Source organism: Paraburkholderia sp. AV2, assembly GCF_054968425.1.
This window is the reverse complement of the sequence record NZ_JBANLK010000003.1, coordinates 198,458-217,437: the sequence shown is the minus strand read 5'-3', so window position 1 is coordinate 217,437 and position 18,980 is coordinate 198,458. Positions and strand designations below refer to the sequence as shown.

Sequence of the window (18,980 nt, the reverse complement as noted above, 5' to 3'; positions counted from 1 at the left end):
GTGATTGTCCGTTTGCGCCGCGCCTCAATAGGCGTTCTGTCCTGCAAAGCCCTTCCACATCGTCATTGCAACGATCTTCAGGTCCAGCGTGAAGCTCCAGTTCTGCATGTAGTGCAGGTCGAAGCGGACACGGTCGCGCATCTTTTCCACGCGGTCGGTTTCGCCGCGAAAGCCATTGACCTGCGCCCAGCCGGTGATGCCCGGCTTGATGCGATAGCGCTGCATGTAGCCGCGCACGAGGTTCTTGTAGATGTCGTCGTGCTCGAGCGCATGCGGACGCGGACCGACCACCGACATTTCGCCCTTGAGCACGTTGATGAATTGCGGCAGTTCGTCGAGGCTCGTGCGGCGCAGGAACGCCCCCATGCGCGTCACGCGCGGATCGTTGCGGCGCGCCTGCGTGACCTGCCCCGTGCCTTCCGCGTGCACCTTCATCGAGCGGAACTTGTAGATTTCGAACTCGTTGCCGTCGAGCCCCTTGCGACGCTGGCGAAACAGCACCGGCCCGCGCGAATCGCATTTCACGGCGATCGCGATGACGGCGAAAAGCGGCGCGAGCGCGGCCAGCACGCAGCCCGCGAAGAGGCAGTCGAAGATGCGCTTGGGCAGCACGCGCAGGTCGGTGATCGGCGAGGCCGCCAGATTGATGGCCGGCACGCCGAGCAGATCCACCACGGGCTGGCTGAAGAGCGAGAGCGCACGCACGTCCGGAATGAAGCGGATATTCACGAAGTCGTTGCGCAATTCCATGACGATGCGGTGGATCGTGCGCTCCTTCGAGATCGGCAGGGCCAGCCAGAGCTCGCGTATGCCGCGCTCGCGCACCTGCTGCACCATGGCCTGAAGATTGCGCTCCACGGGCACGCCGTCCACGGTGGCCTCGCCATACGCATCGCTGTCCTCATCGAACAGCAGCGCCGGGTGAAAGCCGGCTTCCGGGCGACTCTTCATCTGCTCGATCAGAAAGCGCCCGTAGCGATCGCTGCCCGCCACGGCCACGTCGCGCTGGTTGTAGCCTTCGCGGCGCAAGCCCTTGAGCACCATGTACACGAGCGCCTTCGCGACAATCAGGAACGCCACCGTCGCCACGGCCCACCACATGAGCCACAGCCGCGAGAGCGAATCGGCGCGGTGCAGGCTGAAGCTCAGCAGGATGCCGGTCGCCTCCACGGCGATCCACGCCGCGCAGACGCGGGCAAACAGGTCATAGAGCGACTTGCCGCGCCACGACTGGTAAACGCCGAAAGCGGGGAACATCCAGATCGCGAGCAGGCAGTTGAACGCGAGCGCGACACTTTCCACGTCGCCGAGCGGCACGATGCTTCCGCGATGCAGGGCGGCCGCCGCCAACGCGCCGGCGGCGATGGCGACCACGTCAAGGATTCTCGCTAGAACGCTGAACATGTCCTGCCCCTCGGTTAAATAAATGGAACGCGGCCACGCGTACGAACCGGTGGCAGCGTCTCGATAATCTTGGAAATGCAGCGCTTGTCCCTTCCTGCGCTGCTGGACTGGATCCGAATAAACCCTAATAAACCGCGATAAAATTTATCCCGCAAGGCGCAAAAGTATCTCGAAATGTATCGGGCCTCACGCACCATTATTGGCCTGTTTTTTTCGGCAAAATTTGCGCCAAAGACCTCTGATCAGACCGCCATCGACATCTGATTTCGGCACATTTTTCCTTGTTTCCAGCCAATTTGTCGGGTTTGCGACGGCATTCACAATGAATATTGATTCATTTTTACTTTATTTTTTTCAGAATCAATACCCCCATAAAGTCCTTGAACTTATTTGAAAAGAATATTTTCCGATTTCTTATTTGCATTCCGATTTATTACCGATTTAAGCATGCTACAAATCGCTGGACCGAAACCCCTTTCAGGAGAACGAGATGACGGATACGGGTTCCGCAACGGTATCGATGCGCGCGGCCGAAGTCCCTGCCGATTCGCGCAGCGCGTTGCAGGTCTGCCCTGTGGTGCTCGCAGGCGGCGCGGGCTCGCGGCTGTGGCCTCTGTCGCGCGAGCAGCACCCCAAGCAGATGATCAACCTCGTGGGCGACCATTCGCTGCTCGCCCAGACGGCTTCGCGTCTGGACGCGCTGGCCGGGCGCGTCGCGCTGACCGATCAACTGCTGATCGTGTGCAATGAAGAGCATCGCTTCACGACTGCCGAGCAGGTTCGCGGCGTGGGCAAGCGCGCCCGTCTGATTCTCGAGCCCACCGGGCGCGACACCGCGCCGGCACTGACGCTGGCCGCGCTCTCGGTGGTGAGCGAACAGCAGGATGGCATCCTCGTGGTGATGCCCGCGGATCACGCGCTCGCCGATCTCGACGCGTTCCAGACGGCCGTGGCCGAGGGCGTGCGCCACGCGGCAGCGGGCCATATCGTGACGATGGGCATCGTGCCGACGCGCGCGGAAGTGGGCTACGGCTACATTCACGTGGGCGAGCCGCTGGCCGCGGCCGAGCCCGGCGGCGCGCGGCGCCTGAACGGATTCGTCGAGAAGCCCTACTTCGAACTTGCTCAGCAGTACGTTGCTTCGCAGCGCTACTGGTGGAACAGCGGCATTTTCATCATGCGCGCCTCGACCTGGCTCGCCGCCATCCGTCACTTTCAGCCCGCGATCTACGACGCCTGCGCGGCAGCCACCGAGCACGGCACGCGGGACGGCGACTTCTTCCGTGTCGAACGCGAAGCCTTCGAGCGCACGCCTTCGAACTCGATCGACTATGCCGTCATGGAGCCGCTCGCAAGCGACCCCTCGGTGGCGCACGGCGTAGTGGTGCCGCTCGCGGCGGGCTGGACCGATCTCGGATCCTGGGACACGGTCTGGCAGGTCTCGGACAAGGACGACGCGGGCAACGTGGCGCAAGGCCGCGTGATGTTCGAAGGCGCGAGCGATACGTTCGCGCACTCCGACGGACGCCTCGTCGCCTGCCTCGGCACCCGGGATCTCGTGGTCGTGGAAACGCCCGACGCCGTGCTCGTGGCCGACCGCTCGCGCGCGCAGGACGTCAAAAAAGTCGTGCAGCGCATTCGCGAACAACACGGCAGCGAAGCGCATACGCATCGCCTCGTGCATCGTCCGTGGGGCCACTACGACTGCGTCGACGGCGGCGAACGCTTCCAGGTGAAACGCATCGTCGTCGAACCGGGCGCACGGCTGTCACTGCAGATGCATCATCATCGCGCGGAGCACTGGGTCGTCGTGCGCGGCACGGCGCTCGTCACGCGCGGCGAGGAGCGCTTCATCGTGTCGGAGAACGAATCGGCTTATATCCCGTTGGGCGTGGCGCACCGGCTGGAAAATCCCGGCAAGATGCCGCTCGAGATCATCGAAGTGCAATCGGGCTCGTATCTCGGCGAGGACGACATCGTGCGCCTCGACGATCAGTATGGGCGGCAGTGAATTCAGGCGTAAGCACGAGCTTGCACCGGCGCCATGCGCCGGTGCAAGCGGTCAGCCTGCGTGCGTTCTGGCGTGAGGCCTGAAATGCGGCTCGGTGGCACGACGTTCGTTACTGCATGCAGCCGTGTCCGCATCGCGGACCTCGGCGGCGGGCAAGAGCGTGCCGGACGCGGTATAGCGCTGCAGCGGCGCGAGGCGAACGTTGCTGCCCGCGGGCGGCGCGGAACGCGTCACGACCGTACCGCGCAGCGCCGCGGACGCCGTATGCGACGCATCACAGCACTCGCGCTCGATCCATTTGCGCGCCCAGTCATAGGCGAAATGCTTGGCCGTTTCGCGATCCTGGAACGGCGGTCCGATGAGGCCCGAGCGTTCGACACGCCGGCCGTCCTTGAGAATCTCCACCGCTGCGCGATACATGCGGTTGCGCACGGGCTGCACGGCGAGGTTCATCACATAGCCGCGCCACTCGGCCACCTGCACGGGCTGCGGCGCACTGCTCCCGCCCGGCACGCGACGCGCGGCCGCGGGGCTTTCGTCGTGCGGCACGCCCAACGCCTGCGCGCCCGGCAAAGCCGCCGGTGCAGCCGCAACGTCGTCGGCGCGCGCACGCACGGCCGGCGCGCGCTCCGCGCGATCGGACCTGGCCCGCTCGACCGGATCCGCACACGCGAGCTGGCGCGTCATGCTTTCGATCGGATCGGCAAAAGCCGGAGCGGACGCCGGGGCCGGCGCCTGCCAGGCTTCGGGGCTCTTCCAGTAGACGGCGGGCAGGCCATCGTCCTCGGCAGTCTGCCCGGCTTCGACGGCAGGTGCCGCCGCAACCTGCGAAACAGGGGGCGCAGGTTCCGGGACATAAACGAATTGACGCCCGACCTGGGTCAAGCGTTGAACGATCTCGCCAAGCGTGCCGCTCACGTGCCATTCGTCGAAGCGGCGGCGGCACGTGGGCCCGGACGGATAACGCGCGGGCAGGCGCGACCACGATTCACCCGTGGTCAAAATCCAGAGTACGGCATTGGCCACCACCCTCGGCTCGGCGCGGGGGCGGCCGCGGCGATTGAGCCGGATAGGCGGTTCATCGGCGATGAACGAGGACACCATCGTCCATTCGTCGTCGCTCAGTTCTTCGAAATTCATGCTGTTCTCCGCGCAGCCGGACCGGGGCTGCTGTGACTGGACCTTCACGCGCGGATCGTGGCTGTCCGCGTTGGAATGCCCGGTTGCACCATATGCTTATCTACCGGATTCATTTGCGCCTTACGCTGCACTCGGGCAGTGCGCGCATTCACGTTATTGACGCAAAGAACGTGGTCTCACTCGTGCAGGGGAGAATTTGTGCAGGAAGCATACCACCTGAAACCAGCCGATGAGGAGGGCCGTAATAAGTGTTACGGTTAGAAACAAAGTCCCTCATCGTACGGCGTGAATATTGCTGAAACCGCCTGTAAGCACGATGTTTCCTGCCCATCCAGCTCGCATCGCATCTCGCACGCATCTCGCATCGTCCTCCCCGCGCGGTATGCAAGTGGCCTGCTTCACGTGCATGCGCAATGACTGCTCAATGCCTGGCTCTCCTGCATTATGTTGTGCCCGCAACAAATGACAAGGTGATGAAACCTGCGTATGCACCGGTTGCACCTCGCCTGCCCATAGCGGGTGATGTGTCGCCGCGCGTGAGCACCTTCGCGCGCCCATCGACCGAATCCGTCTATATTACGAGGCACCTATTACACGATGGAGGAAGGAGTATGCAAACGTCTGTGCCTCGCGCCCTTGCCACGCTGGCCATCGCGCTCGCGCTGCCCGTGGGCGTGGCCCACGCCCAGCTCGGCAATCTGCTGAACCAGAGCGGCAACAGCGGCTCGGCCGGCAATGCGCTCGGCGCGCTCGGCGGCAACAGCGGGTCCGGCGGCCTGAGCTCGCTGGCCGGGGGCTCCTCGCTCACGTCGGGCAGCCTCGGCAACGTCACCGGTCTGCTCCAGTACTGCATCAAGAACAACTACCTCAGTGCGGACAGCGCGAGCGGCGTGAAGGACTCGCTGCTCAGCAAGCTGCCCGGCGGCGCGAATACGACCGATAGCGGCTACACCCAGGGCAGCAAAGGCGTACTGACCTCCGGCAGCGGCTCGCAGGTCGATCTTTCGGGCGGCGGCCTCAAGGAAGCCGCCACGCGCCAGGTCTGCGACAAGATCCTCGCCCAGGGGAAGTCGATGCTGTAACGCCGGCAGCCTCCGTGGCGCCTGCCGTTCCGGCGCTGCAGGCGCAGTCGAGGCGCGATGCGCGCGACCCGGATGTGGGCTCGCGCGCACTGCGGCGCAATTTATGTGCCGCGCCGCTTGAACATGAATGGCGTTCGGGTGTCGAATGGGTCATCCCGGGTGTTGTGTAGCAGTCGTGTCACGATCATGAGCCAGCGCCGTACTCCCGTATTCGCATTCTTCGCAGGCCTCGCCGCCATGCTGGCGCCCGCATTCGCGCATGCCGACGGCCTCGACGAGCAGTTCGACTGCCGCTCGAACCCGCATGCCTTCATCTCGTCGCTGATCGACGAGAAGTCGATCGATCCCCGGCCAACCCGGGTCGAGGCAAACTCCGTCAACGCATTCCGCCCGGCACACGGCGGGCAACTCAGCGCATTCGGCTTTCCTATTTACGTGGTAGTCGGCTACGAGCGCGACGACTCGCTCTTTCACCATGGCTCCGGCAAGGAGATCGACTCGCCGCTCTACGGCGTGGTGGTCTCCGCCCCCGCGGACTCGGTGCGGGTGCGCCTGCGCGAGGCCAACAGCGACGCAACGGTACAGACCGTCGTGCCGTTCATGCTCACGGCCATCGTCTGCGGCGGCTAGGGTCGGTTCCCGTCAATCGCCGCCAGCAGCTCGTCAATCCTCGTCAGACGCCGAAGTAAGCCATCGTGCCGAGCACCGCGCCCGCCACCGCAATGCCCATCGACGTGTACTGCAGCCAGCGCCGCCGCGTGAGCAGCGTGATCGCCGTGAGCGCGATGGAAATCTGGATGGCCATGGTGGCCTGAGCCCAGCGATGATGGCCGTGCATGAGCCCCTCGCTGCGCGCGTCGTTTTGCGCAACGGCTTTCTCGAGTGCTTCGGCCTGCGCGCGTATCGGCTCTTTTTGCTGGCGATATTTTTCGGCGTCCGCCGCGAAGCGATTGTGGGCCTCGCCGGTATTGCCCGAAAGCGCCTCGCCCAGTTCCGCGAGATTCTGCTTCTCGCCCTTCGCCTGGTAATACGCCCACTGGTTCGCGGCCTCCGTCTTGAGGATCGCCGCTTCGTTCTTGTAATAGAGCGCGAGATTTTCGCTCGTCCCGCTCTGATACGCGAAAATCGCGCCGATCGACGCGAGGATCGCCGTCATCACCGCCATGCGGCTCGCAAACGGATCCCCTGCCCCACGCGCGCCGTGACCGGCGGCGGCGTGCTCGACCGCGTGATCGTGCGGCCCGTGCACTTCATACTCATCAGACATCCCCACACTCTCCGATAAAACCCGCTCAGGCGCGCCTGCCTTTCGGGAGCGTCAATTATCGTGAGCGCGGCGCACTTGTCCAGTACGCAGCAGGGCATTGCCGTAACAAAAAATACGGGGTCGACGTAACAGAAAGCGAAACGAAGGATTCGCGGCGCCCAACACGGCCCCCTGGCGGGCGCGCAAAAGGAAGCGGCCCGCGAAACCGCCGCTCGACGAACGGAGATCCCGCGGGCCGCTTGCGCGTGCCTTGGCCGGCCATCTAGCCGCCCAGATAGGCCCGCTTGATGTTGTCGTTGGCGAGCAGATTGTCGGCGCTGTCGGCCAGCACCACGCGGCCCGTTTCGAGCACATAGCCGCGGTCGGCCACGTTGAGCGCCTTGTTCGCGTTCTGCTCGACGAGGAACACCGTGACGCCTTCGTCGCGGATCGTGCGGATGATGTCGAAGATCTGGGCGATCACGAGCGGCGCGAGTCCGAGCGTCGGCTCATCGAGCAGCAAGAGGCGCGGACGGCTCATCAGCGCGCGGCCGATGGCAAGCATCTGCTGCTCGCCGCCCGACATCGTGCCCGCGCGCTGCTTCGCACGTTGCTCCAGACGCGGAAACAGCTTGAAGACGTGCTCGAGGCCCGCCTCGATCTCATGCTGCGAGGCGAAGAAGCCGCCCATCTGCAGGTTTTCCAGCACGGTCAGGCTCGGAAACACGCGGCGCCCCTCGGGCGAGATCGCCATGCCAAGACGCATGATCTCGTGCGTGGGCCTGCGCGTGATGTCCTCGCCTTCGAACGTCACGCGGCCCGAGGACGCGCGCGGCGTGCCGCACACGGTCATCATGAGCGTGGTCTTGCCGGCGCCGTTGCTGCCGATCAGCGTGACGATCTCGCCCTTGTTCACTTCGATCGACACGCCCGCCAGCGCCTCTACCGCGCCGTAGTGGGTATGGACCTGTTCCAGCTTCAGCATCAGTCCTCTCCGAGATACGCTTTGATCACGCGCGGGTCGTTGCGCACGGCTTCAGGCTTGCCGATCATGATCGGCTTGCCGTGCTCCATCACGAGAATGCGGTCCGACACGCCCATCACGAGGCTCATGTCGTGTTCGATCAGGAGTACGGAAATTCCGAACTCGTTGCGCAGTCCGTCCACCATCTGCTGCAACTCGATCTTCTCCTGCGGGTTGAGGCCCGCAGCCGGTTCGTCGAGCATCAGGAGACGAGGCCCGGTGATCATGCAGCGCGCGATTTCGAGGCGGCGCTGATGCCCGTACGAAAGCGTGCCCGCCTCGCGGTTCGCCACATGCTTCAGCCCCACGCGATCGAGCCATTGCGCCGCGTGTTCGAGCGCCGCGCGCTCGGCGCGCCGGTACGCGGGCGTCGTGAAAAGGCCGCTCAGGATGTTGCGGTTCACCTTGAGGTGCTGCGCAACCATCAGGTTCTCCAGCACCGTCAACTGCTTGAAGAGACGGATGTTCTGGAAGGTGCGCACGAGGCCGCGCCGCGCCACCTGATGGCTCGGCAGGCCCGTGATCGCCTTGCCGGCGAGGCGGATTTCGCCTGCGGTCGGCTTGTAGAAGCCGCCCACGCAATTGAACACCGTGGTCTTGCCCGCGCCGTTCGGACCGATGATCGCGAAGACCTCGCCGGCGCGCACGTCGAAATCGATGCCGTCCACCGCGAGCAGGCCGCCGAAGCGCATCTGGAGGCCCGATACTTTCAACAACTGTTCTGCGCTCATCGCGGCAACTCCACATGCGGACGGCTCGCGGGCAACAGGCCCTGCGGACGCCACATCATCATCAGCACCATCACCAGACCGAACATCAGCATCCGGTACTCGGCGAAGCCGCGCGCCACTTCGGGCAGGACGGTCAGCAGGATGGCGGCGAGCACCACGCCCAACTGCGAGCCCATACCGCCCAGCACCACCACGGCGAGAATCAGCGCGGATTCGATGAACGTGAACGACTCGGGCGTCACGAGCCCCTGGCGCGCCGCGAAGAACGCGCCGGCGAGGCCCGCGAACGAAGCGCCCAGCGTGAACGCCGAAAGCTTCACGCGCGTGGGGTTCAGGCCCAGCGAGCGGCACGCGATCTCGTCCTCGCGCAGCGCCTCCCACGCGCGGCCCATCGGCATGCGCAGCAGGCGGCTCGTGACGAACAACGTGAACGCCACCAGCACGAGCGCGACGAGGTAAAGGAAGATCACCACATGCTCGCCGTTGTACTCCCAGCCCATCAGCTCATGGAACGTCTTCGCGCCCTCCACGCTCGCGTGACGCGCCATCTCGTAGCCGAACACCGTGGGCTTCGGAATGCCCGAGATGCCGTCCGGGCCGCCCGTGATGCTCGTGAGATTGTTGAGCAGCAAGCGGATGATCTCGCCGAAGCCGAGCGTGACGATGGCGAGGTAGTCGCCGCGCAAGCGCAGCACCGGAAAGCCCAGCAGGAAGCCGAACGTAGCCGCGGCGAGCGCGGCGAGGGGCAGGCACTCCCAGAAGCTCAGGCCAAAGTACTGGTTGAGCAGCGCGTAGGTGTAGCCGCCCACGGCATAGAAGCCCACGTAGCCGAGATCGAGCAGGCCCGCGAAGCCGACCACGATGTTCAGGCCGAGACCCAGAATCACGTAGATCAGCGCCAGCGTGGCGACGTCCACGGCGCCGCGCGAACCGATAAACGCGAACACGAGGCCGAACGCGAGCAGCACCCAGATCGCCACGCGTTGCCGCCGCGCGCCGAGCACGGGCAGCGCGGGCAGGCGCAAGCCGCCGACGTTGCTGACGACGCGCCGGAACGACGGCTTGACGAGCTGGAACACGAACACGACCGCCGCCGCGACCCAGACGGGCCGCCAATGCTGCTGCAGCACCACCTGGTAGCCGTCGAGCGTGAGCTGCAGGCCGAGGATGGGCGCGGTGAGAATGAGAGTGGCGAGGGCCGCCGCGAACGCGCCCTTCACCGTCTGCGACGAAGAAGGACCGTGCGCGGCCACGCGAACCGAAACAGTCTGGCTCATATCGACCTCACACCTTTTCGACGTCCGGCTTGCCGAGCAGGCCGGTGGGACGGAACAGCAGCACGAGCACGAGCAGGCCGAACGCGACCACGTCCTTGTATTCGGCCGGCATGTAGCCCGAAGCGAAGGTTTCGGCAAGGCCCAGCAGCACGCCGCCGAGCATCGCGCCCGGAATGCTGCCGATGCCGCCCAGCACGGCCGCCGTGAAGGCCTTGATGCCCGCGACGAAGCCGATATACGGATTGAGCTTGCCGATCGTGAGGCCGATCAGCACGCCGCCTACGGCGGCCAGCATTGCGCCGAGCACGAACGTGAACGAGATCACGCGATTCGTGTCGATGCCGAGCAGGTTCGCCATCTTCATGTCTTCCGCACAGGCGCGGCAGGCGCGGCCCATGCGCGAGCGGCCGATGAAGAGCGTGAGTGCGGCCATCAGCACGAGCGTCACGCCGACGATCAGCATGCGCGCATACGGAATGGTCACCTCGAAGTTGCCGCCCATGTTGAAGTCGAGCGCGCCGGAAATCAGTTCGGGAACCGAAACGTCGCGCGCGCCCTGCCCGATCTGCACGTAGTTCTGCAGAAAGATCGACATGCCGATCGCGGAGATGAGCGGCACGAGGCGCGGACCGCCGCGCAGCGGCCGATACGCCACGCGCTCGACCGCGAAACCGTAGAGTCCGGTGACGAGCACCGAGACGATAAGCGCCGCGCCCAGCACGAGCGGCAGCGGATAGCCCGCCGTCGTCCCGATCGCCGTGAGCGTGACGAGGCCCACGTAGGCGCCGATCATGTAGATCTCGCCGTGAGCGAAATTGATCATGCCGATGATGCCGTAGACCATCGTGTAGCCGATGGCGATCAGCGCATAGATCGCGCCCAGCGTGAGCCCGTTGACGAGCTGCTGGGTGAACTGCGGAAGAAAATCATTCATGCGTAAGCCTCGCGGCAACAAGGCCATTAAGGGCCGACGGGACCGGTTGGGACACGATTGGGCCCAGCTACAGGCCCGGATCGAAAAACGCCCCGCCCGTCGCGACGGGGAACGGGGCGTAGAGACCACGCGCCGGAATCAGTTGGCGGCGACGGTCTTCGTGGCGTCCTTGTGCCACGTGTAGACGACGAAATGGAACGACTTCAGGTCGCCCTGCGCGTCGTACTCGACCTTGCCGATGGGCGTCTCGAACGCGTGCTGGTGGAGGTACGCGGCAACCTTGGTCGGATCCGTGGTCTTCGCGCCCGCGATACCATCCGCGATCACTTCGACAGCGGCGTAGGCCGGCATCTGGAACGGGCCGTTCGGGTCGCGCTTCGCGTCGGCAAATGCCTTCACAAGCTTCGCATTGGCCGGGTCGGAGGCGAAGTCGGCCGGCAGCGTGACGAGCATGCCTTCCGAAGCCGGACCGGCGATCGCGGTCACGTCCTTGTTGCCCACGCCTTCGGGTCCCATGAAGGTCGCCTTCACGCCCTGCTCGCGCGACTGACGCAGCAGCAGACCCATTTCCGGGTGATAGCCGCCGAAGTAGACGAAGTCCACGCCCTGCGACTTGAGCTTCGTGACGACTGCGGAGTAGTCCGAATCACCCGCGTTGATGCCTTCGAAGACGACGACAGGAATGTGCGCCTTGTCGAGCGCGGCCTTCACCGAGGTGGCGATGCCCTGGCCGTACGACTGCTTGTCGTGCAGGATCGCGACCTTCTTCGGCTTGACCTTGTTGATGATGTACGCGGCGGCGGCCGGGCCTTGCTGGTCGTCGCGGCCGATCGTGCGGAAAATGAACTGGCGCTTCTTGCCTTCGGTGAGTTGCGGCGCGGTGGCCGACGGCGTGATCATCACCACGCCTTCGTTCTCGTAGATGTCCGAAGCGGGGATCGTCGAGCCCGAGCAGACGTGGCCAACCACGTACTGGATGTGCTGCGAGACGATCTTGTTCGCCACGGCGACGGCCTGCTTCGGCTCGCACGAGTCGTCCATCAGCACGGCTTCGAGCTTCTGGCCGTTCACGCCGCCGGCGGCGTTGATCTGGTCGATGGCCGTGAGCGCGCCCGCCTTGACCATGTCGCCGTACTGGGCGACCGGGCCGCTGAACGGGCCGGCAATGGCGATCTTGATGGTATCGGCATGCGCGGATGCACCAAAAGTGAGCAGCGCAGCGGCGAGAGAAATGGAGGTAAGGCGGGTAAGGCGAGAGAACGGCGTCATCTGGAGCTCCTCGATTGTTTTCGGGTCAACCGGTCAGACAGATTGACCTGCGCAAACGAACAGCACCCCAAGGGACTTGCCGAGGAGAACAACAAGGACGGGCCGGAGAAAAGACGCGACGGGGCCCGGCATGTATCAACCGCCTTGTAGCGGCCGAGTTCGGAGAGACTGGGTGGATACCGCCTCTATTGCGCAAGCGATCCGCCTGCCCCGTTCACTGCATTTCGTACCGGAAAGGTGATCCGGACTCAATCAGCGACCCGCGGATGCTAACAATAAACGATTGCGGTCGCAACCAAGGGTTTATTCCGATATCGCGTCGAGTATTGGCGACGGCCAATAGAGCCCGAATGATCGAAGCGCGTTGAAAATGCTGGAGAAATCGGGTGCCGCGCCGCCGATCGCCGACTGACGGGGCTTACCGGGGGTATATAATCCAAGATTGCGGATAATATAAGCGGATCTCAATCGAGACAAGACACCTCTTTTCGGATCGCACATTTTCGAGACAATTAATCAAACCTCGATTTCCATATTTTACCAGCGACAATTAACATAATGGAAAACCCTAAATAAAAATTCGGCAAGCCATTGATTTACAAGAAGAAATATTACAAAATAATTTAAATTGAAATCAGGATTTCACTTAATCAATTTCATACCCTTCTCACTCGCTCCCATCCATTTTTCCCATCGGAAAACGAGAAAATCTTCGTCGCCGCAATACTCCTGTCTAAAAATCCCGCACCCGGGCGCACATAATCCCGGACAGCAGCGTGGCGCCGCCGCACCAGAATCCCTTTCCTCCATCCCGGCGACCCAGCCTCGGTGATAGTCTCGCTGCCTTGCCGTCGGCTCATGCACCATAACGGCGCACAGTCCGCAGGGCTACCGGCACCACAACGTCACCGGCGTCTCGGGCAAACTGCCGCTCGACCGGCAAATCGCCCTCATCAAGCGCGTCGTACCGCATGCGAAAACCGCGGGCAGGGTCGCGCGAGCCCACGCGACTGTTCAGCGGAATTCGCGCGAACTGTACATGGCCATGCGGCCGCCGCGGGACAACACTGCTCCTTCCGCCCCGCATCCGCGCCTTGGGCTGGAATCTCCGCACCAGGCATTTCCCATGACCGAAACCACGTCCCGCACGCTTCATCCCGAATCCGCCAATCCGCAGCGCACCGCCATCCCCGCCGCAGCCGCCGCGCCGGTGCCCTGCCCCGCAGTCGACTCGCTCGACGACATCCTGCCCGACGAGCCCCTGCTCATGATGGGTGCCGGCCCCGTTCCCATTCCGGCCGCGGTCGCCCAGGCAAACTCGGTCGTGATCAATCACCTGGGCGACACCATGGCGCGCGTGATCCACCAGGTGAAGGCGATGGCGCGCTACGTGTTCCAGACGCGCTCGAACTGGGTGCTGGGCGTGGCGGGTCCGGGCTCGGCCGCCATGGAAATGGCCGTCTCGAACCTCGCGTGGCCGGGCACCCGCGTGCTCTCCATCGTGAACGGCTTCTTCAGCCACCGCATGGCGGAAATGGCGCGCCGCGTCGGCGCCGAGGTCACGACGCTCGACGTACCCGACCGCGAGATCGCCTCGTTCGACGCCGTGGCCGAAACCATTGCGCGCACGCGGCCCGCCGTCGTCACCGTGGTCCATGGCGAAACGTCGAATACGGTCTGCAACCGCCAGTTGAAAGAGATCGTGCAGCTTGCGAGAGCGGCGGGCGCGCTCGTCGTGGTGGACGCGGTCTGCACGCTCAGCACGATGCCGCTCGAAATGGACGCCTGGGGCATCGACGTGGTGATCACGGGCGGCCAGAAAGGCCTCTCGTCGATCCCCGGCGTCTCGCTGATCGCATTCTCGGACGCGGCGTGGGCGCGCGTGCGCGAGCGCAGCGTGCCGAACACGCACTGGTGCCTCGACGCCACGCTCGCCGAGAACTTCTGGCACAACGCGGGCTATCACTACACAGCACCCGTTTCGGGCGTGCTGGCGCTGCACGAGGCGCTGCGGCTCGTCTGCACGGAAACGCTGGAGAAGCGTTTCGCGCGCCACCAGCGCTCGTCGCTCGCGTTGCAGAGCGGCGTGAGCGCGCTCGGCCTCGCGCTCTATGCGCCCGAAAACTGCCGGCTGAATTCGGTCGTGGGCATCGCGCTGCCCGAAGGACTCGCGCCGCGCGCCGTCTGCGAACACATTTCAGGCCAGCATCAGGTGGAGATCGCGGGATCGTTCGGGCTGCCTATCGTTCGCATCGGCCAGATGGGCGAGCAATGCCGCGACCATAATCTCTTTCGCACCGTCCACGCGCTCGGCCGCACGATCCGCGATCTGGGCGGCAAGGTCGACCTGCCTGCGGGCGTGGCGGCGCTCGAAGCGTCGCTGTCCGCCGGCGCGCGCTAGGCGCGCCGGGCACGCACGCAGAGAAACGCGGGCGAAAGTTCGAGCTCGGCGTACAGCGCCGGCGCGACAGCCCGCATTTCGGGCGCGGGCCTGGGCTCGACGAGCGTCTCCAGCGTCCAGCCGGCCGCGCCAAGGCCGTTGACGATGTCCGCAAGCGGGCGCCGGAACGCTTCGATCCACGGCTTCGGCTCGCCGAAGCCACCCCAGTGCAGGCCGAAGCGTGTCGTCTCGAAGTAGCTGCGCCCGCCGCGCGTGCGCGTGTCGATCCAGTCGCGCATCGGGTGCGCCAGCGAGAACACCAGTTGCGCGCCGGGCTTCGCCACGCGGTGAAATTCGGCGAACACCGGCGTGAGCGCCTCCACGTAATCGAGTGCGAGCGAGCAGACGATGCGGTCGAACGTGCCGCCGGCGAGCCAGCTAAGCGGCCGGCCAAGGTCGCCCAGCGCTACCTCGACCGGCAGCCCCCCGCAATGCGCCCGCGCCAGCTCGATCATGGCCGGCGTCACATCGAACGCGTGCACGTGCGCGCCGGAGCGCGCCAGCTTCGCACTGAGGAAACCGGGTCCGCAGCCCGCGTCGAGCACGGCGAGTCCCGCGACCTCGCCAAGTAGCGCCGCCGTGGCGGGCCGCTCGTAGAGCGCGTTATGAGGCTTGTCCGCCACGCGTTGCGCATAGCGGTCGGCGAACTGCGTGTAGTTCGCGCGTCCAGGCAGTTCGTTCGGATCGGCGGAGGGTGTCGGCGAGTCGGCGGGCATGGGGCATGTGGAAATTCGGTGGAACGCCATTGTCACGCGTTTTCCATGCTTTGCTCCAGCCCTGCCTGCACCGCCTGCGCGCGAGCCGCCCACGTTGCGTGGACTCCGGTTATCATCGCGCTCCACCCTGGGCCGTGCCGAACCGCGCACGGCCCGGCTGCCCACCCTTACCCGCCCTCTGCGCAGACCGACCATGTCCCACCTTCCCTTCGACGCCGTGCTCTTCGACTGTGACGGCGTGCTGGTCGATTCCGAACGCATCACGCATGAGGTGCTCGTGGCCATGCTGGGCGAGCTGGGCTGGACGCTGAGCGTCGACGAAGCCATGCGGATCTTCGTGGGCAAGATGGTGAAGGACGAGACGGCGCGCATCGCGGCCCATACGGGCATCACCATCGACGAAGCCTGGCTTGCGGGCTTTCGCGCGCGCCGCAACGAGGCGCTCGCGCGCGATCTCGTCGAGATTCCGGGCGCCCCTGCCGCCGTGCGCGCCGTACACGCGGCCTTCGGCGGCCGCATCGCACTCGCCTCGGGCGCCGACCGCCACAAGGTGGAGCTGCAGTTGCGCAAGGTGGGCCTCCTCGACTGCTTCGAAGGCCGCATCTTCAGCGGTCACGAGATGGAGCGCAGCAAGCCGCACCCCGACGTTTACCTTGCCGCCGCGGCCGGACTCGGCGTCGAGCCCGCGCGCTGCGCGGTCGTCGAAGACACCGTGACGGGCGCCCGCGCCGGTCTCGCCGCCGGTGCGACGGTGTTCGGCTACAGCCCGGCGCATATTGGCCACGACAGCGGCCACGACAGCGCCCGCGCCCTGCGCGAAACCGGCGTCGCTCATGTCTTCACGGATATGGCGGATCTCCCCGCGCTGCTTGCGGGCTGGCGCGCCGGCTAAACCCGGGTGCATCACGTATGTAGCGCGTATGACCGTCGCGCAAAACCGACACATCGCGACACGCCGCTCATCTACGAAGCATCCGGCCGCCGACTCGACTACCATCCGACGATGGCGTCGTCAGCCGGAAAAGATAGTTTGCTACCGAATCGCATTCCGCTATCATCCCGCCGATGTCTAATCTTCATACTTTACGTCTGGCCGTCAGCAGCACGCTCGTGGTAGCCGCGCGCAAATGGCGCCGCACCAGCCACGGCGCCCTGGCCGCGTACAACGTCTCCGAAGCCTGCGCCACGCCGCTTCTCACGGCCGGGCGCCTGGGCGAAGCGGTGCGCCAGGTCACGCTGGCCGAGCACGTGGGCATCGAAGGGCCTTCGCTCGTGCGCCTGCTCGACCAGCTCTGCGCCGCCGGCCTCGTGCGCCGCGACGAGGATCCCGACGACCGCCGCGCCAAGACGATCACGCTCACCGACACCGGCCGCGCCGTCACCGAAAAGATGGAAGACGATCTGCGCTCGCTGCGCGGACGCGTCCTCAAGGGCGTGACGCGCGCCGACCTCGAAGCCACGCTGCGTGTGCTGAAGGCATTCAACGCAGCCGAAGCGGCAGACGCCGCACACGACGCGTAAAAGGCGGAGCGAACGGCGTCATGACCTACCCCACCGTGCGCGACTGGCTCTTCTCCGTCAAGACTTTCGCCGCCTCGATGCTGGCGTTGTACCTCGCGCTCTACTTCGAACTGCCGCGTCCCTACTGGGCGATGGCAACCGTCTATATCGTCTCGAATCCGTTCGTCGGCGCCACGCGCTCGAAGGCGCTCTACCGGGCGCTCGGCACGGCGCTGGGCGCCTTTGCCGCGATCCTGCTCGTACCGCCGTTCGTGGAAATGCCCTATGCGTTCAGCGTGATCGTCGCGCTGTGGACCGGCACGCTGCTCTTCCTCGCGATCTCCGACCGCACGGCGCGCAGCTATGTCTTCATGCTCGCGGGCTACACGATGCCGCTCATCGCGCTCCCCACCGTGGCCGATCCCGCCACGATCTTCGACGTGGCCATCACGCGCACGGAGGAAATCACGCTCGGCATCGTCTGCGCGAGCGTGGTAGGCAGCGTCATCCTGCCGAGCCGCCTTGCGCCCACGCTCATCGAACGCGCGGACGCATGGTTCCGCGACGCCGCGTTCTACGGCCGCGAGACGCTCTCGGGCCATCTCGCGGGCACGGCGCTCTCGGCCTGCCGCCAGCGGCTCGCGTCCACCGTCAACGGTCTCGAGTTCCTGCTGAGCCAGTTGAGCTACGACCACACGCATCCGGAAATCCTCGCGCGCGCCGAGTCACTGCGCGGCCGCATGCAGCTATTCCTGCCGATGATGTCGGCGCTGGCCGACCCGCTCGTCGCGCTGTTGCTCGAACTGAAAGCGCGGCCCGAGGGCCTCGACGCGCTGCTCGCCGACGCCGCGAAGTGGTTCGACGCCCCGCTGCCCAAACGCGCCGCCGACATGCAGATCGAAGCGGACGATCCGGTCGCCGAAGAACTGCGCGCGCGCATCAAAGCGCTGCAGCCCGGACGCGAGGCGCTGGCCAGTTGGGAAGGCGCGGTGCTGTCGAACGCGCTGTGGCGCCTCGGCCAGGTGATCGACGTATGGCAGGACTGCCGCACGCTGCGCGCGCTGATCGCGCATCAATCGGGTTCCTGGCTGCCGCGCTACCGGCATTGGCGCCTTGGCGGCACCGAGCGCTTCTTCGACCGCGGCATGATGCTCATTTCGTGTCTCGTGCCGGTAAGCGCGATCGTGGTCGCGAGTGCGCTGTGGATCAGCTCGGGATGGCACGACGGCGCGGGCGCCGTTTCGCTCGCCGCCGTGGCGTGCAGTTTCTTCGCGGCGCTCGACGAGCCGGCGCCGATGGTCTTCAAGTTCTTCGCCGCCACCTGCGCCAGCGTGGTCTTTGCGGGGCTTTATCTCTTCGTCGTGCTGCCGCACGTGCACGACTTCGAGTTGCTCGTGATCATGTTCGCGGGACCGTTCATCCTGGTCGGCACGCTGATCCCGCGCCCGCAGTTCAACATGGTGACGATGCTCGTCGCCGTGAACACGGCCACCTTCATCAGCATCCAGAGCGCCTACGAGGCCGACTTCCTCGTGTTCCTGAACAGCAATCTCGCAGGCGTTGCAGGCCTGCTCTTTGCCTTCCTCTGGACGCGCGCCACGCGTCCCTTCGGCGCCGAGCTCGCCGCGCGGCGCCTCTTGCGTTCCAGTTGGAGCGACGTCGCGCTGGCCGCCTCGTCGGCGCCGCTCGACGATCAGCGCAACCTCGCCTCGCGCATGCTCGACCGCCTGATGCAACTGCTCCCGCGCCTCGCGGCTTCGGACGAGCACCGCCATCCGTCGATCGAAAGCTTCCGCGACCTGCGCATCGCACTGAACTCGCTCGACCTGCGCCGCTCGCGCCACAAGCTCACCGGCGACGTGCCGGCCGCGATCGACCGCGTGCTGGCCGACGTCAGCGCCTACTATGCGCGATGTGCCGAAAAGAGCGTGCGCGAGCCCGCGCCGCAGGCGCTGCGCGACACCATCGACGAAGCCTTCGGCCGCATCCTCACGCACGAAGCCGCACCCGTGCCTGCGGCCCCGGCGCCGGGCAGCACGCCCGCAGGCGAAGCCCGGCGCGCGAGCGCTTCGCAGCGCTGGCTGCGCGACACGCTGCACGCGCTCGTGGGCATGCGGCTCTCGCTCTTCCCGCACAACGCCGCGCAACCACCCGAGGCATGCGTGGAGGCCAAGGCATGAACGCCCCTCTTATCGCTTTTCTTACG

The 18,980-nt window shown here is 65.5% G+C and carries 16 protein-coding genes; 7 read left to right on the top strand and 9 right to left on the bottom strand.

Annotated features, from left to right (window positions below; translation table 11 throughout):
* Nucleotides 1-24 precede the first annotated feature (24 nt).
* Nucleotides 25-1,404 carry an undecaprenyl-phosphate glucose phosphotransferase gene (locus V8683_RS03930; protein WP_411190676.1) on the bottom strand — a complete coding sequence of 460 codons (1,380 nt, stop codon included), beginning with the start codon at nt 1,402-1,404 and terminating at the stop codon, nt 25-27.
* Nucleotides 1,405-1,924: 520 nt separating this feature from the next.
* On the opposite strand from V8683_RS03930, the gene V8683_RS03925 reads away from it, so the two are divergent.
* A complete protein-coding gene (locus tag V8683_RS03925) occupies nt 1,925-3,415 on the top strand; it encodes a mannose-1-phosphate guanylyltransferase/mannose-6-phosphate isomerase (RefSeq protein WP_411192475.1) in 1,491 nt (496 codons plus the stop codon).
* 51 nt (nt 3,416-3,466) lie between these two features.
* Here V8683_RS03925 and V8683_RS03920 read toward each other — a convergent pair whose 3' ends face one another.
* A complete protein-coding gene (locus V8683_RS03920; RefSeq protein WP_411190675.1) occupies nt 3,467-4,555 on the bottom strand; it encodes a transposase in 1,089 nt (362 codons plus the stop codon).
* Between the two features lie 611 nt (nt 4,556-5,166).
* On the opposite strand from V8683_RS03920, the gene V8683_RS03915 reads away from it, so the two are divergent.
* A complete protein-coding gene (locus V8683_RS03915) occupies nt 5,167-5,637 on the top strand; it encodes a DUF2501 domain-containing protein (protein ID WP_411190674.1) in 471 nt (156 codons plus the stop codon).
* Nucleotides 5,638-5,823: 186 nt separating this feature from the next.
* Entirely contained in the window at nt 5,824-6,267 is a 444-nt protein-coding gene (locus V8683_RS03910; protein WP_411190673.1) for a hypothetical protein, read from the top strand.
* 43 nt (nt 6,268-6,310) lie between these two features.
* Here V8683_RS03910 and V8683_RS03905 read toward each other — a convergent pair whose 3' ends face one another.
* The 6 genes from V8683_RS03905 to V8683_RS03880 all read right to left on the bottom strand — a co-directional run bounded on the left by V8683_RS03905 (nt 6,311) and on the right by V8683_RS03880 (nt 12,118).
* The gene (locus tag V8683_RS03905) at nt 6,311-6,904 is read right to left on the bottom strand and encodes a DUF4337 domain-containing protein (protein WP_411190672.1); all 594 of its coding nucleotides are present in this window, start codon (nt 6,902-6,904) and stop codon (nt 6,311-6,313) included.
* 262 nt (nt 6,905-7,166) lie between these two features.
* Complete coding sequence (locus V8683_RS03900) at nt 7,167-7,868, bottom strand: ABC transporter ATP-binding protein (RefSeq protein ID WP_411190671.1); 702 nt, start codon at nt 7,866-7,868, stop codon at nt 7,167-7,169.
* Nucleotides 7,868-8,638, bottom strand: coding sequence for a high-affinity branched-chain amino acid ABC transporter ATP-binding protein LivG (livG, locus tag V8683_RS03895; protein ID WP_411190670.1), 771 nt, complete (start codon nt 8,636-8,638; stop codon nt 7,868-7,870). Before livG ends, V8683_RS03900 begins: the two co-directional genes overlap by 1 nt.
* Nucleotides 8,635-9,915 (bottom strand): high-affinity branched-chain amino acid ABC transporter permease LivM, encoded by a 1,281-nt coding sequence (locus V8683_RS03890; RefSeq protein WP_411190669.1) that lies wholly within the window; start codon nt 9,913-9,915, stop codon nt 8,635-8,637. Before V8683_RS03890 ends, livG begins: the two co-directional genes overlap by 4 nt.
* Before the next feature lie 7 nt (nt 9,916-9,922).
* Nucleotides 9,923-10,849 (bottom strand): high-affinity branched-chain amino acid ABC transporter permease LivH, encoded by a 927-nt coding sequence (gene livH, locus V8683_RS03885; protein ID WP_411190668.1) that lies wholly within the window; start codon nt 10,847-10,849, stop codon nt 9,923-9,925.
* A gap of 138 nt (nt 10,850-10,987) precedes the next feature.
* A complete protein-coding gene (locus tag V8683_RS03880) occupies nt 10,988-12,118 on the bottom strand; it encodes a branched-chain amino acid ABC transporter substrate-binding protein (RefSeq protein WP_411190667.1) in 1,131 nt (376 codons plus the stop codon).
* A gap of 1,267 nt (nt 12,119-13,385) precedes the next feature.
* Between V8683_RS03880 and V8683_RS03875 the strand changes: the two genes are divergently transcribed.
* Nucleotides 13,386-14,519, top strand: coding sequence for a pyridoxal-phosphate-dependent aminotransferase family protein (locus V8683_RS03875; protein WP_411192474.1), 1,134 nt, complete (start codon nt 13,386-13,388; stop codon nt 14,517-14,519).
* Here the strand turns inward: V8683_RS03875 and V8683_RS03870 are convergent.
* Nucleotides 14,516-15,274, bottom strand: coding sequence for a class I SAM-dependent DNA methyltransferase (locus V8683_RS03870; RefSeq protein ID WP_411190665.1), 759 nt, complete (start codon nt 15,272-15,274; stop codon nt 14,516-14,518). The two genes, V8683_RS03875 and V8683_RS03870, sit on opposite strands and share 4 nt — an antisense overlap.
* A gap of 193 nt (nt 15,275-15,467) precedes the next feature.
* On the opposite strand from V8683_RS03870, the gene V8683_RS03865 reads away from it, so the two are divergent.
* From V8683_RS03865 to V8683_RS03855, 3 genes are all read left to right on the top strand, one after another.
* Nucleotides 15,468-16,166 (top strand): HAD family hydrolase, encoded by a 699-nt coding sequence (locus tag V8683_RS03865; protein WP_411190664.1) that lies wholly within the window; start codon nt 15,468-15,470, stop codon nt 16,164-16,166.
* 173 nt (nt 16,167-16,339) lie between these two features.
* Nucleotides 16,340-16,795 carry a MarR family winged helix-turn-helix transcriptional regulator gene (locus V8683_RS03860; RefSeq protein WP_411190663.1) on the top strand — a complete coding sequence of 152 codons (456 nt, stop codon included), beginning with the start codon at nt 16,340-16,342 and terminating at the stop codon, nt 16,793-16,795.
* Between the two features lie 20 nt (nt 16,796-16,815).
* Nucleotides 16,816-18,954, top strand: coding sequence for an FUSC family protein (locus tag V8683_RS03855; RefSeq protein ID WP_411190662.1), 2,139 nt, complete (start codon nt 16,816-16,818; stop codon nt 18,952-18,954).
* Nucleotides 18,955-18,980: the final 26 nt, after the last annotated feature.

Excerpts from the sequence above, each read along its gene's own strand:
- V8683_RS03930 (WP_411190676.1), bottom strand. The coding sequence starts at position 1,404 with ATGTTCAGCGTTCTAGCGAGAATCCTTGACGTGGTCGCCATCGCCGCC.
- V8683_RS03925 (WP_411192475.1), top strand. The coding sequence starts at position 1,925 with ATGCGCGCGGCCGAAGTCCCTGCCGATTCGCGCAGCGCGTTGCAGGTC.
- V8683_RS03920 (WP_411190675.1), bottom strand. The coding sequence starts at position 4,555 with ATGAATTTCGAAGAACTGAGCGACGACGAATGGACGATGGTGTCCTCG.
- V8683_RS03915 (WP_411190674.1), top strand. The coding sequence starts at position 5,167 with ATGCAAACGTCTGTGCCTCGCGCCCTTGCCACGCTGGCCATCGCGCTC.
- V8683_RS03910 (WP_411190673.1), top strand. The coding sequence starts at position 5,824 with ATGAGCCAGCGCCGTACTCCCGTATTCGCATTCTTCGCAGGCCTCGCC.
- V8683_RS03905 (WP_411190672.1), bottom strand. The coding sequence starts at position 6,904 with ATGTCTGATGAGTATGAAGTGCACGGGCCGCACGATCACGCGGTCGAG.
- V8683_RS03900 (WP_411190671.1), bottom strand. The coding sequence starts at position 7,868 with ATGCTGAAGCTGGAACAGGTCCATACCCACTACGGCGCGGTAGAGGCG.
- livG (WP_411190670.1), bottom strand. The coding sequence starts at position 8,638 with ATGAGCGCAGAACAGTTGTTGAAAGTATCGGGCCTCCAGATGCGCTTC.
- V8683_RS03890 (WP_411190669.1), bottom strand. The coding sequence starts at position 9,915 with ATGAGCCAGACTGTTTCGGTTCGCGTGGCCGCGCACGGTCCTTCTTCG.
- livH (WP_411190668.1), bottom strand. The coding sequence starts at position 10,849 with ATGAATGATTTTCTTCCGCAGTTCACCCAGCAGCTCGTCAACGGGCTC.
- V8683_RS03880 (WP_411190667.1), bottom strand. The coding sequence starts at position 12,118 with ATGACGCCGTTCTCTCGCCTTACCCGCCTTACCTCCATTTCTCTCGCC.
- V8683_RS03875 (WP_411192474.1), top strand. The coding sequence starts at position 13,386 with ATGATGGGTGCCGGCCCCGTTCCCATTCCGGCCGCGGTCGCCCAGGCA.
- V8683_RS03870 (WP_411190665.1), bottom strand. The coding sequence starts at position 15,274 with ATGCCCGCCGACTCGCCGACACCCTCCGCCGATCCGAACGAACTGCCT.
- V8683_RS03865 (WP_411190664.1), top strand. The coding sequence starts at position 15,468 with ATGTCCCACCTTCCCTTCGACGCCGTGCTCTTCGACTGTGACGGCGTG.
- V8683_RS03860 (WP_411190663.1), top strand. The coding sequence starts at position 16,340 with ATGTCTAATCTTCATACTTTACGTCTGGCCGTCAGCAGCACGCTCGTG.
- V8683_RS03855 (WP_411190662.1), top strand. The coding sequence starts at position 16,816 with ATGACCTACCCCACCGTGCGCGACTGGCTCTTCTCCGTCAAGACTTTC.